The sequence below is a fragment of the Streptomyces sp. F001 genome (assembly GCF_004187715.1).
Lineage (GTDB): Bacteria > Actinomycetota > Actinomycetes > Streptomycetales > Streptomycetaceae > Streptomyces > Streptomyces flavusporus.
Map to the genome: position 1 here is coordinate 765,684 of NZ_QZWF01000002.1, position 13,705 is coordinate 779,388.

7 protein-coding genes are annotated in these 13,705 nt (G+C 71.4%); 4 read left to right on the plus strand and 3 right to left on the minus strand.

What is annotated here, in order from left to right:
- Window positions 1-404 precede the first annotated feature (404 nt).
- Window positions 405-1,757 carry a M28 family peptidase gene (locus StrepF001_RS11250; RefSeq protein WP_129798126.1) on the plus strand — a complete coding sequence of 451 codons (1,353 nt, stop codon included), beginning with the start codon at window positions 405-407 and terminating at the stop codon, window positions 1,755-1,757.
- A 347-nt stretch (window positions 1,758-2,104) separates the two neighbouring features.
- Here the strand turns inward: StrepF001_RS11250 and StrepF001_RS11255 are convergent, their stop codons facing one another.
- From StrepF001_RS11255 to StrepF001_RS11265, 3 genes are all read right to left on the minus strand, one after another.
- On the minus strand, window positions 2,105-3,319 hold the full coding sequence (locus StrepF001_RS11255; RefSeq protein WP_129798127.1) for a DUF2235 domain-containing protein: 1,215 nt from the start codon (window positions 3,317-3,319) through the stop codon (window positions 2,105-2,107).
- A 491-nt stretch (window positions 3,320-3,810) separates the two neighbouring features.
- Window positions 3,811-4,437, minus strand: coding sequence for a LysE family translocator (locus tag StrepF001_RS11260; protein ID WP_129798128.1), 627 nt, complete (start codon window positions 4,435-4,437; stop codon window positions 3,811-3,813).
- Between the two features lie 101 nt (window positions 4,438-4,538).
- Entirely contained in the window at window positions 4,539-7,532 is a 2,994-nt protein-coding gene (locus tag StrepF001_RS11265) for a glycosyl hydrolase (protein ID WP_240797385.1), read from the minus strand.
- Between the two features lie 224 nt (window positions 7,533-7,756).
- Between StrepF001_RS11265 and StrepF001_RS11270 the strand changes: the two genes are divergently transcribed.
- The 3 genes from StrepF001_RS11270 to StrepF001_RS11275 are packed head-to-tail and all read left to right on the plus strand — an operon-like array spanning window position 7,757 to window position 13,683.
- The gene (locus tag StrepF001_RS11270) at window positions 7,757-10,285 is read left to right on the plus strand and encodes a beta-L-arabinofuranosidase domain-containing protein (protein WP_129798129.1); all 2,529 of its coding nucleotides are present in this window, start codon (window positions 7,757-7,759) and stop codon (window positions 10,283-10,285) included.
- 48 nt (window positions 10,286-10,333) lie between these two features.
- Window positions 10,334-10,630 carry a twin-arginine translocation signal domain-containing protein gene (locus StrepF001_RS47505; RefSeq protein ID WP_240797469.1) on the plus strand — a complete coding sequence of 99 codons (297 nt, stop codon included), beginning with the start codon at window positions 10,334-10,336 and terminating at the stop codon, window positions 10,628-10,630.
- Window positions 10,588-13,683 carry a glycosylhydrolase-like jelly roll fold domain-containing protein gene (locus StrepF001_RS11275; RefSeq protein ID WP_240797386.1) on the plus strand — a complete coding sequence of 1,032 codons (3,096 nt, stop codon included), beginning with the start codon at window positions 10,588-10,590 and terminating at the stop codon, window positions 13,681-13,683. Before StrepF001_RS47505 ends, StrepF001_RS11275 begins: the two co-directional genes overlap by 43 nt.
- The last annotated feature ends 22 nt before the right edge of the window (window positions 13,684-13,705 follow it).

Consider the following 13,705-nt stretch of genomic DNA (forward strand, 5'->3'; position numbering starts at 1 on the left):
CGGCCGTGCGGGACGTCCGCGGCACCGTGCCGGCCTCGGTGAAGGTCTCGTGCGCCCGGTGCAGCACTTGTCCGCGCTCGGCAGGGTCGGCCCGACGTGGCCTACCACAGGGCGATGCGCTGGGGAATCGTCGCTCAAGGGAGGGAGAAAGGGGCCGTGCCCGCTGCGCGGCGTCGCCGAACCATCCGGGAGACCGACGGCAGGCCCCACTCCGGCCGACGACGACCAGGACTGCCTTCCGGTCCAGGTGTCCGCTGAACGGACGGCCGTGACCGGATATAACCCTTGACGGGATGTCAACAACTGACTGAACATCAGGCGCACACAGCACCCGCACAGCTCTGGCACCACCGATCCAGGCATCGCTCGACTCCCCACATCGACGAGAAAGTGCGGCTCCCCACATGACGCATCCGAGATCCAGCCTGCCCAGGACCACCTCCAGATGTACGGCCGCCGTGGCCCTCGTGGCCGCGGCGGGTCTGCTCGCCGCCTCGCCCGCCTCCTCGGCCACGCCGGACCGGCCCCGGGCGGCTGCCGCCGACGCCGGGACCCTGGCGCCACCCGACATCCCGATCAGCAACGTCAAAGCGCACCTCACGCAGTTCCAGTCGATCGCCACCGCCAACGGCGGCAACCGGGCTCACGGCCGTACCGGCTACAAGGCCTCGATCGACTACGTGAAGGCCAAACTCGACGCGGCCGGATTCACCACCAGCGTCCAGCAGTTCACCTCCTCCGGCAGCACCGGGTACAACCTGATCGCCGACTGGCCCGGCGGGGACCCGGACCAGGTCCTCATGGCCGGCGCGCACCTCGACTCGGTCTCCTCCGGCGCCGGGATCAACGACAACGCATCCGGCTCCGCGGCCGTACTCGAGACGGCCCTCGCCGTCTCCCGCGCCCAGCTCCAGCCCACGAAGCACCTGCGGTTCGCCTGGTGGGGCGCCGAGGAACTGGGACTGGTCGGCAGCAGGTACTACGTGAACAACCTGACGGCCGACGACCGCGCCAGAGTTTCGGGGTACATCAACCTCGACATGGTCGGCTCCCCGAACCCGGGTTACTTCGTCTACGACGACGATCCGGCGATCGAGAAGGTCTTCAAGGACTGGTACGCGGGCATCGGCATACCGACCGAGACAGAGACGGAGGGCGACGGCCGCTCCGATCACGCGTCCTTCAAGAACGTCGGCATACCGGTCGGCGGCCTGTTCACCGGCGCCAGCCGTACGAAGACGGCGGCGCAGGCCGCCAAATGGGGCGGTACCTCCGGCCAGACGTTCGACCGGTGCTACCACTCCTCCTGTGACACGAGCACGAACATCAGCGACACCGCGCTCGACCGCAACAGCGACGCTCTCGCCCACGCGATCTGGACGCTGGGTACGACGGAGCCGCTGCCGCCCGGCGAGTCGTACGAGAACACCACCGACGTCGCCATCCCGGACAACGCGGCTGCGGTGACCTCGGCCCTCACCGTCTCCGGCCGCACGGGAAACGCGCCGACGGCGCTCCGGGTCGGGGTGGACATCAAGCACACCTGGCGCGGTGACCTGGTCGTCGACCTGCTGGCGCCGGACGGCACGGCCTACCGGCTGAAGAACTCCAGCAGCTCGGACTCCGCGGACAACGTCATCACCGCATACACCGTCGATACGTCCGCCGAGACGGCGAACGGAGCCTGGCAGTTGCGCGTGCAGGACGTCGCCTCGCAGGACACGGGCTACATCGACAGCTGGAAGCTGACCTTCTGACCGATCGGCTGCGTGTGCCGAGTGCCGCCGGCACACGCAGCCGATGTGGCCCTGAGGCCGCGACTTCGGGGCCTGGCCGGCTTTGGACCGGTTGGACCTGGCGGAAACCCGCGATCGGCGCGCATGGGTCACCGAAGCCTTTGGCGCAGTCTCGTGGCCAAGCGGACAGCTCCGAAGCGGGGCCGGCCGGAGACTGGGCGCTGTGGCCTGGGGTGGTGACTACTCATTCCGGGGAGGGGGAGCTGCCATCTCGGACGGCTCACGAGTGGCATGGCGCCCTCGAAAATTGTCGGGTACCCACGCCCACGTACAGTCAGGTTTTGGCCAGGCTCTTCGGGATCGCAGTGTCACGTGGCCCGGTCGAGTCTGTCCGGCGCACCGACCGTCGTCCCCGGGCCGGACCGGCCCGACGAGCCGGACGCCACGGGCAGGCCCGCGTCGAGGCCCGGCAGCAGCACCGGCTCCATTCGGACCCGTTCCTGACCGGCGAGATACCGCTCGAGCTCGGGCGGCCGGTAGCCCGCGTCCCCGTCGTAGCGTTCTTTGGCCGGCACGGCCAGGAACTCGCTCCCGTCGAGCCGGCCCTCGTCGTCCGCCGCCTGTCCGAGGGGCCGGTGCAGCGGCTTGGCCAGTCGGTACAGTGCCGTCCGCGAGGGGTGCAGCTTGCCCAGGGCGTCCGGCCGCACACGGAAGTCGATGCTCTCGTCCGGCTTCATCTCACTCGGCCCGGCCGCGCTGAGCGCCTCGGGGTCGAACTCCAGCCCGTATCTGCGGGCCTGGTCGACCATCCACAGCAGGGTGATGTCGGACAGCCCCGTCTCCTTGTGGCCACCACCGACATCGCAGTGCGACCCGGCGAACCACACCTGCTTCAGCTCCTGGCCCTGCGCGGCGGCGCCGGCCTGCTGGTGCCACAGCGTTGGCCGGAACGCCGAGCGTTGTTCGTCGATGGCCAGCGCATGGAAGGCCCCCATGACCCAGCTGCTCAGCTGGGTGTCGTGGAACGCCCAGCGGCGGTTGAACCGGTTCACGACCGGCTCGAGCCACCCGGGACCCGGAACCGGGATGCCCAGGGCACCCACCGTGTCCCATACGCCGATGAAGCGGATCTCTGTCTCGTGCGCGTACGAGCGGCGGAACAACGTGGAGGCCGCGCCGCTCGGCTTCTCGATCCGGTCGCGGTAGAGGGCCCACGCCTCCTTGACCCGGTCGGCGTGGTCCCGGCGCAGGATGCCGCAGTTGCGCACCAGGCCCGCAAGGCTGCGGGCCGTGAACGCGCCCCGGCTGAAACCGAAGAGGAACAGCTCGTCGTCGGGCTCGTACGTCTCGACGAGGAAGCGGTAGGCGTCGATGACGTTCCGGGACAGGCCCACGCCGAACGCGCCGCCGCGCAGGCGCTCCCACCGGTGGGTACCGACGCCCCTGTGGTAGTAGACACGCTGGTCCTTCCCGGCAGCGGACCCCGGGCGTACGGACAGAGCGACCTTGGTGACGTTGGTCTTGCTCGGCTGGTCGGCGAAGTTCCACGTTCCGTCGCAGCAGACGACCAGACGCTTGGCCATGACCATCCCTCCTCGCGAGAATGAAGGGCCGGTCCCGTCCCTCCCGGCGAGTCCGGAACACCCTGCCGCCGGCTGTCAGTCAGGTTTCCGTGAGGGAGGAGCATCCGCAGAGCCCGCGCGTGGTGAACGACGCCGCGTGAGTACCTTGTCCCGGTCCGCCCGCCGAGATGTGCCGTCCAACAGACACGAGTCCAATATTTGCACCGCTCCGCGGACCTCGCCATACGACGGTTGCGAGGGACTCGGAGACGGTGCGGGGCCGAACGGGGGGCGAGCGGGTGAGCGGGCGTGGCGGGGCGGTGGTCGTCAGGCGACGACCAAGAACAAGTCGGTCCGCTCGCCCAGTCGGCTGAGCGAGACTTTGCCGGGGATGCCATTGGCGTCGGCGCCTTCATTGGTGTGTGGTGCTGGTGGGCCGTGGGCCGTGGGCCCGGCTCGGGGATTCGAGCAGGGCTCGCGATCGTGCTGAGCACAGCGCCAACCTGCGGAGCCTACCTGGCCGTTGCGGTTCGAACACCCAGGGCGATCAACGCAGCTCCTGCCAGCCGACTCATCCCACGCCGGAACTGAGGGGTGTCGACCGCCCTGCGCGCCGCAGCGACCACCGACGTCCAGAACAGCAGCCAGACGAGGACGACAGCTATATGCGCGACCGCAAGCGCCGCGATCTGCGGTGCGAGCGGGCGGCCGGGGGCGAGGAACTGCGGGACGAGCGTGAGATAGACCGACGAGGCTTTCGGATTGAGGACGTTGGACCACAGACCCTGCCCGAATCCCCCGAGCCGGGCCCACGGCAAGCGCCATCGCACTTGGTCCGTCGGCTCGGGGCTGTGCTGCGCCGAACGCCATGTGATGACGCCCAACCAGATGAGATAGACAGCACCGAGAATCTTCACCACCGTCAATGCCCGGGCCGACGCCATGACCAAGGCCGACAGGCCAACCGCGGCGAACGCCGCGTGCACCAGCAACCCGCACACCGAGCCGAACGCGACGAGCACGCCATCACACCGCGAACCAGCGATCACCCTTTGAGTGACGAGGGTGAAGCTGGTCCCTGGGATCAACGTGAGAGGCGTGACCGCGAGCACGAATCCGAGTACTTGCTGCCACTGCACACCATGAGCCTGGACAACAATCCGCAGGCAGAGCGGACCTGAGAGGACGGGAAAGCGCGCCCCGAGGCACGCGTCGCGCTTACGGAGCCCGAACGCCCAGGTCAGATCAGCGGTGCGCGGCCGTACGGTGCCAGACGTACCGGGCCCACCAGCCCGTAGTTCTGGCGTTTTGCCACGCCGAAGACCGACGCGTTCGCCACCCGCAGGCGGTTCAGGAGCGTGGTCGCCACCTCCACCTCCACGGTGTTGGCGCCCCGCCGCAGGTACGGGCCCACATCGACCCGCGGCGTCAACTGGTCCGCCGGAGGCAGCCGGTGGCCGTTGACGGTGACGCGGAAGGTGTCGAAGACCTCTCCCAGGTCGAGGTACGCCCCGTATCCGCCCGTCCACGGTGCGCGCAGGTGCACGGTGGTGCGGTAGCGGCCGATGCCCGAGACGTCCTCCAGGCCCGGGACCGAGGGCCACGGGGCCAGGGCGTCGAGGACGAACGCGCGGCGCGGCTTCAGAGTCTGGGAGGGGCGAGCGCCCGGTTGCCAGTCCTCGACCGTCAGGGACCACCGCGTCAGCGGCATCGGCTCGGGCAGCCCGCCCAGGACGGTCTCGACGGTCCGGCCGTCGTGGAGGGTCGTACGGTACGTGCCCGGTCGGACGTCGCGGACCTCCAGACGGCCGCCCGCGTCCCGGAGCACCTGCGCCGCCTCGCTGTCGGCGGCGGACACGTAGGGGTGGTCGGCCCATGCGCCCGGCCGGACCAGGGCGACGATCGCGGTCGCGCCCGGCTCCAGGGTGACGCGCAGCCGGATCCGCCCGTCTTCCGTACGGGAGTACAAGGGGAGTGGTTCCACCGCGCCGGTCCAGGCGTCGAGGCGGTAGGGCACCGCGTCCCGCCGGCGCGTCGTGAGGGTGACGTCGTGGTCGACCCGGGCGTTGGCCGCGCCTTTGGTCACCGAGTCGGCGGCGAAGAAGAAGTAGTCGGCGTCCTCGTCGGCGCGATGGGCGTGGACCAGCCACGAGCGCTGGGCGTACTCCACGTCGCGCCGCAGACCCAGCGCCGTGATGGCCTCCGGCACGTACGGCCGGTCCGGCACGACGCGGACCTTCGGCAGGGCCAGCAGCTCGGCGAGCAGCACGCGCAGCCGTTCGTTGTCGCCGGGACCGGCGAGGCCCGGCACGTGGGCGTCCGACCAGTCGCCGATGACGATGAGCGGCAGGCCGGCCTTCGCGTAGCCGATGAGCTTCTCGGCGACGTCGATCTGCATCGTGCGGTCCTTGCCGCTCAGCACGTCGCCCTCGATGACGAGTGCCTTGAACGCCGGGCCCTGCGGGGCGAGCCGCCCGTCGCGCACCTTCGCGGACGGCAGGTCGAGCAGCCGCGGGCTGAGGAAGAGGTGCGTCCAGCCCACGGGCACGCCTTCCGCGGTGAACCACGGTGCCCCGAGGCCGGTTCCGGCAGGGCCCTTCTGCCGCAGAATGCCGATGTCGGCCTTGTTGACGCCGGTCTGGAGGATCAGCTGGGTACGGCTCAAGTACCCGGCGATGTCGGATACATGGCCCCAGGTCGGCTGCCGCGGTCCCCACGCCTCGCCGTACCCGGCGCCGCCGTTGTACGGCGAGAACGCGGCGAACCCCGGCCAGGCCGCACCGGGCGCCTCGGCGTAGGCGAAGCCGTGGAAGACGGCCTGGTTGACCCCGGCCGCGTACTGCGTGACGAGCTTGCGCAGTGTGGCGTCCCAGGTCGTGGCGTAGGCGCCGCCCGCGGTTGCGCCCGCCTCGTTGGAGAGGACGCGCTTGCCGCCCATGTCCCGGCCGCCGGCCAGGCAGCGGAAGTCGTCGGGGTTCTTGAAGCCGAGCGACTCGCCCTCGGAGACGTCGAGCACGGCGGCCGACCAGACGGAGTCGGTGCCCGGGCCGTACGGCTGGACGCGCAGCCGGAGGCCGAGCCGGTGGGCCCACTCCTGGAAGGGCTTCAGGTGGTACTCGACGTACAGCACGGTGAGGACTTCGATGACATCGCGGCGGACCGCCTTGTCGATCTCCGGGCCGAAGGCGTGCACCGGGTCCTCGTCGCGCTCGACGACGGTCGCGAGGTACGGCAGCAGGGAGTAGCCCATGCGCTTTTCGAACTCGGCCGGCAGCGCGGGTGTCCACATCGTCTCGTCCGTCTCGAGCTCGATGGAGTCCTCGAAGAGGGCGCCGCCCGTCTCGCGCAGCAGCTTGCGGGTGCTCGGCGGGAGGAGGTGCCGCTCCCAGAAGTCGATGGCGGCGCGGGTGCCTTCGGCGCTGAAGTGGTCGATGACGTAGGAGAGCGGGTCGGTGTGGTGCGGCCCCTCGGGGCGCTGGCCGGAACCGCGCTCCCAGTAGGCGATGACGAGCCAGGCGCCGCCGTCGTCGGGAGCCGTCCAGCGGAGCTCGCCGTCGGCGACGGCGCCGGTGATGTCGGTGACCGTGGTCCGGTCCAGCAGCACGGGCCGGGCGGCGGCGTCGGTGATCCGGATTGCCTGGACCAGCTTCAGCTCCTGCTTCGTGACGCCTTCGGCGGGCGGGGTGCCGGGAGCCGGGGGCGCGCCGGTCCAGCTCTGGCCCGCGGTGAGCGTGACGGTGCCGTGCGCGAGCTCCTTGACGGCGGCCGGGCTGTCGGGAGTGAGGGAGGGGACGGAGTTCGGCCACGCGGGTCCCAGCGTCAGGTCGACGGTGATGTCCCGCTTCTTCGCCTGCCGCAGGGCCGCTTCGACCGCTCTGACCCAGGCGGGGGTTCCCCAGCCGTAGCGGACCGGGTCGATCGTCTCGCCGCCCCGCATGCTGTGGGTGACGGCGGCGATTTCGACACCGCCGAAGCCGGCGGCAGCGATCTGGTCGATCTCGCGGGCGATCTCGTCGGTGTCCACCAGGGCGTCGGGCCACCACCAGCGGAACTTCGGGCGCACGGCGGAGCCAGGGGCGGCGAAGGCGCGCGGTACGGCACCCCGTACGCCCGGCGAGGGGGCGTGCCCGGCGGACGGTGCCGCGTCCGCGTCCGCGGCCGTGCCCCAGGACAGGGCCATCGCCGCACCGGCCGCGGCCCCCATCTTCAGCAGCGCTCTCCGCCGCAGGCTCATGCCCGCCCCCTCGCTGTGCACTGTTCTGCGCACTTCCGGTTTGAACGATTCAAGAAATCTGGCGGAAACATACGGGCACGGGTGCATCGCGACAAGGGGTTGGGCTCCTTCTCGCGGACTTTCCGTTCAAGCAGGCCCCTTGACCGGGCTCACCGTGCGGCCCCAGAGTGACCGTCAGCTCTGCGAAACGTTTCAATCACGTTGCCCGAAGGAGCTCCATCCCGATGCCCCCAAATCCGCTGACGCGGCGTCACTTCATCGCGGGCACAGGTGCCGTCACCACAGCTGCCGCCCTGGGATCCGCAGATACGGCCACCGCCGCACCCACTGACACGAGACACACCTTCCGTCGCCCGATGCTGTCCCCGTTCCCACTGAGCGCCATCACGCTCCTCGACAGCCCGTTTCGCGCCAACATGCGCCGCACCAGCGCCTATCTGCTCGCCGTCGACCCCGACCGGCTGCTGCACACCTTCCGCACCAACGTCGGTCTGCCCTCCGCGGCCGAGCCGTGCGGCGGCTGGGAGTCGCCGACGGTGCTGCTGCGCGGCCACACCACGGGGCATCTGCTCTCCGGTCTGTCCATCGCTCACGCCCATACCGGCGACGAGGCCTACGCCGCCAAGGCCCGCCGGATCGTCGCCTCGCTCGCCGAGTGCCAGGCGGCCTCGCCCGCCGCCGGATACGGGCCCGGCTACCTCTCCGCCTTCCCCGAGCAGGTCTTCGACCAGCTGGAGGCCGGGGGCAAGCCCTGGGCGCCGTACTACACGATCCACAAGAGCATGGCCGGGCTGCTCGACTGCCACCAACTCATCGGCAGCGCACAGGCGCTGGACGTGCTGCGCGCCATGGCCGCCTGGGCGGAGCGGCGCACCGCCGCGCTGCCGTACGCCACGATGCAGTCGGTGCTCAAGGTCGAGTTCGGCGGCATGAACGACGTGCTCGCGCGGCTCCACCAGGTCACGGGAGACCCGGCCCATCTGCGCACCGCACGCCGCTTCGACCACGAGGAGGTGTTCGGGCCGCTCGCGGCGGGTCGTGACGAGCTCGCCGGGCGGCACGCCAACACCGAGATCCCGAAGATGGTCGGCGCGGTCCACGAGTACGAGGCCACCGGCGACGAGCGCTACCTGCGGCTCGCCGAGTACTTCTGGCACACGGTCGTGCGCGACCACTCGTACGTCATCGGCGGCAACTCCAACCAGGAGTTCTTCGGCCCGCCCGGAGAGATCGTCAGCAGGCTCTCCGAGGACACCTGCGAGAACTGCAACAGCTACAACATGCTCAAGCTGGGCCGGCAGCTCTTCCTGCACGACCCGGGCACGGCCGCCTACATGGACCACTACGAGTGGACCCTGCTCAACCAGATGCTCGGCGAGCAGGACCCCGACTCCGCCCACGGCTACGTCACCTACTACACCGGGTTGTGGGCCGGTTCGCAGCGGCAGCCCAAAGGAGGCCTCGGTGCCGCGCCCGGCAGCTACAGCAGCGACTACGACAACTTCTCCTGCGACCACGGCACGGCGCTGGAGACCCAGACGAAGTTCGCTGACACCGTCTACGCGCACAGGCGCGACACCCTGTACGTCAACCTCTTCATCCCGTCCGAGGTCCGCTGGGACGAACGCGGTGTGACACTCCGTCAAGAGACTCGCTACCCGGACGCCGAGACCGTTCGTCTCACCGTCGTCCGGGGAGGCGGCCGCTTCGCGCTGAGGGTGCGCATCCCCGGCTGGCTCTCCGGGCGGGCGGCGATACGGGTGAACGGCCGCACGACGGACGCCGGCGCCCGCCCGGGCCGCTACGCGGTCCTCGAACGGCACTGGCGCACCGGTGACACCGTCGAACTCACGCTGCCGATGGAGCTGGTCCGCCGCCCCGCACCCGACAACCCGCACGTCCAGGCGGTGACCTACGGGCCGGTGGTGCTGGCCGGGGCGTACGGAGAGGTCGAGTCGCCCACGATCCCCGCCCTCGACCCCGCATCGGTCCGCAAGGTCCGCGGGGAGCAGCTGGAGTTCACGGCCGTGGCCGAGGGAGCCGCGGTGCCGCTGCTGCCGTTCCACCGGGTGCACCACCAGCGCTACAACGTCTACTTCGCCGTGCCCCCGCGCCTGCGCCCACCGCGCGAGGTCGCCCGTTTCACCCTCGACGGCGTCGGCGCCGACGCCACCGGGACGTTCCCGGCCGCGACCCTCGCCGGGGGCGCGCAGTGGACGCCGGACGGCGTCCGGCTCGACGGTGTCGACGGCCATGTCGCTCTGCCGCCGGGCCTGATCACCGGACTGACCGAGCTGACCGTCAGCGCGTGGGTGCGGATCGACACGCTCACCAACTCGGCCCGGGTCTTCGACCTCGGCTTCCACAAGAGCACGTACTTCTTCCTCACCCCGCGCACCGGCTCGGGCCGCGCCCGCGCCGCCCTGAAGATCTCCGGCATGGACGGCGAGGACGTCATCGACGCTCCGGGCCCCCTGCCGCAGGGCCGCTGGACCCACGTCGCCGTCACGCTCGCCGGCGGCCGCGTCGGGCGTACGGGCGGCGGTAGGGGAGTGCTGTACGTCGACGGGACCGAGGCCGGCCGGAACGACGCGCTCGTGATGAGCCCGCTGCTGCTCGGCGCCACCACCCGGAACCACCTGGGGCGTTCGCAGAACGCCACGCACCCGTACCTGCACGGCGCGGTCCGCGACTTTCGGGTCCTCAACCGCGCCCTGTCCCCGGCGGAGATCGGCGCCCTGGCCCGCCCCTGAATCCGTCTCCCCTTTTCCTGCCGCTGAGGAGCGAGTCCTCCCATGCCCATGTCCCTTCCCCCGCCCGAATCCGAGCTGTCCAGACGGAACTTCGTCGTCGCCGCCGGAGTGGCCGCCGCCGCGATCGGCGGCGCGCTCCCGGCACCGCCCTGGCTGCCCCCGCCGCCGGGTCCGCCGGCTTCAGCTCCGCCGCCTTCGCCGACCCCCGCCGCGACTCCCGCCCCACCGTCTACTGGTACTGGAACGGCCCCGTCACCCACGAGCTCGTCGACACCCAACTCGCCGACCTGCGCGCCAAGGGGATGTACGAGGTCGTCCTCTTCCCTTACGACAACGCCGACATGAAGCCCGTCTTCTTCAGCGAGGAGTGGTTCGACGTCGTCGGCCACGTGCTGGCGGAGGCCGAACGCACCAGCATGCGGGTGTGGATCTTCAACGACAACCACTTCCCCAGCGGACGGGCCGCCTACCTCGTCGCCCAGGGCGGCACCGTCGGCTCCCGCACCTACGCCCCGCGCCCCGAGCTGCGGCTGAAGGGCCTGTGGCGGTCCACGGCCGTCGTCGAGGGACCGGCACGCGTCGACCTGCGGCAGACCACGGGCGTCGCGGTCGCCTCCGGCCGACTCGTCGCCGACGCGGCCGTGCTCGCCGGGGCCGCCGTGCTGCGCGGGGGAGGAGAGTGGACGGATTACGACGTCATCGGTAACGCCAAGACGGAGACCGGATCCGTGGGGCTCGTCGTGAGGGCGTCCGCATCGGGTGACGACGGTTACGCGGTGGAGTTCGACCGGACCGGTGTCGTCACCATCTCCCGGCTGACGGGCGGCAGTTCGCAGCAGCTCGCCAGGAGCAGCCGCACCGACGGCTTCAACCGCACCAAGTTCCACACTCTCGCCGTCACCGCCCGCGGTGCCACGCTCTCCGTCACCCTCGACGGCAAGGACAAGGGCACCGTCACCGACGACGCGCACCAGCGCGGCGGTGTCGGCGTCCGGGCCGTCGACGGGCAGCGCGCCCTGTGGGAGGACCTGACCGTCACGGCCGCCGACGGCAGCCCCCGCTACGCCACGGCCTTCGACGACCCGGCATCGGCCGGTGACTTCCACACCCGTACGATCCCGGCGGCCGCCGCCGCACCGGTCGCCGGGGCCGCGCGTCCCGCCGGCCTCGCCGACGCCGTCGCACTCGTCGAGCTCACCGGCGACCTGGAGGCCGGGCGGGCCTGGCAGGTGCCCGAGGGCCGCTGGCAGATCGACCTCTTCGGCGGCGCCACGCTCATCGACGACACCCAGGGCTACACGCGCGCCTATCTCGACCTGCTCGACGACGAGCCGGTCGAGCTGATGCTCGACATGGTCCCCGGCGAGTACCACCGCCGCTTCGGCCGCCACTTCGGCACCGTCGTGCCCGGCTTCTGGGACGACGAGCCGTTCATCGCCTCCGCCGGACCGCACCCCTTCAAGCGGCTGCCCTGGTCGCCCACGCTCGCCGCCGCCCTGCACGAGGTCGGCGCCGAGCCCGGCAAGGCCTACACGAGCAGCTTCGACGACCTCGGCACGGCAGGGCAGATCCTGCGCGGCCGCTACTGGCGGGCCGTGTCCAACCGCTTCTCCCGGTACTTCGAGAAGCAGGCCCACTGGTACGCCGACCGGCGCGTCCGGCTGATCACCAATCCGCTCTACGACGAGACGGGCCCCGCCAAGCGCATCCTCTCCACCGGTGATCTGCACAAGGCCAACCAGTGGGCGCAGATCCCCGGCGGCGACGTCATCACCGGCGAGTACGTGGCGGGGGAGCCCACCATGGACCCGCGCAACCCGGCGTCGGTGGCCCACCAGACCGGCCGCGAGCGGGTGGTGATCGAGGCCTTCGGCAACATGGGCTGGCAGGTGGCGCCCGAGTTCGTGCACGCGCTGCTCGGCGCGTTCGCGACCCGCGGCTGCAACCTCACCGTGCTGCACGCGCTGTGGACCGACGAAGCCAAGGTCTACTTCCCACCGCCGTTCGGCCCCCGGGCCCCCTGGTGGTGGGCGATGCGCCCGATCGCCGACTGGACCGGCCGCGTCATGGAGCTCGCCCGTGGCACCTCGGCCGCCCGCAGCGCCCTCCTCCAGCCGCAGCGCGCCGCCGAGCAGCTGACCGGCACCGAACGGCAGGGCGAGGTCGACGACGCCTTCGCCGCGGCGGCCTACGCCCTGGAGAGCGCCCAGGTCGACTTCGACCTCCTCCACGAGGGAGCGCTCGCGGGCGATCCCGAACTGCTGCTCCACGCCCGCCTCCACGACGACCGGCTGGCCGTCGGCCGGGCCCGCTACGACCTGGTGGTGCTGCCCGAGACCCCCGTCCTGGAGGCGGAAGCCGTCCGCGCCCTGGCCCGTTTCGCCCGCGCCGGAGGCACCGTGGTGGCCGTCGGCGCGCTGCCGGAGCGGGAGGCGGACGGCCATGACGACGACCTGCGGCGCGCCCTGGACGACCTGTTCGGACACCGTCGCGCCCTCCGCGTGCCGGCCGCCGGTGAACTCGGCGCGGTCACCCGGGAGTTCGCTGCGGCACGCCTGGAGCCGGCGGCGCCCGCCGTGCGCGTCCTGCGCACCACGCGCGGCAGCGACATCGCCTTCCTGTTCAACAACGAGAGCGCCACACCCGTCGACACCTGGGCCACGCTGCCGGCCCGTGGCACGCCGGAGTGGTGGGACCCGGAGGAGGGAACGGCCGTGCCCGCGCCCATGTACCGCGCGCAACGGGACGGCGTGGCCGTGCCGTTGAAGCTCGGGCCGTACCGGACAGTGGGCGTCGTCTTCCGCCACCCCGCCCCGGAGCCCCCGCACCTCACCGACGCCGGAAGCCTGCCCGTCACCTCCGTCACCGCCCGCCGGGGCGCACTGCGCGTCGAGGCCCTGGCCGAGAACCCCGGCAGCCACACCCTCACCGGCACCGACGGCCGGCGCACCTACCGCGCCACCGTCCGCGTCACCGACCCGCTGGAGCCGATCCCGCTCGACGGCGACTGGACCCTCACCCTCCACCAGGACGGTGCCCAACCCGTCGTACGCCCGCTCGGCAGCTGGAGCGACATCGCCCGGCTCTTCTCCGGCAGCGCCACCTACACCAAGGCGATCACCCTCGACGCGGCAGCCCTCGAGAGCCGCCGCCTCCACCTCGACCTCGGCACCGTCCGCGAGGTCGCCCAGGTCACGGTCAACGGCACGGCCCTGCCGCCCGCCCTGTGGACCCCCTACGTCGTCGACGTCACCGACGCGCTGCGCCCCGGGACCAACCACATCGCCGTGCGCGTCTCCAACACCCTCTCCAACGAACGCAACAAGCCCCTGCCCTCCGGGCTGCTCGGCCCGGTGTTCCTGCGCCCACGCCGCCCCGTCACCGCCGACCTGCACTGACCCGCAATCCCGTATGGAGACC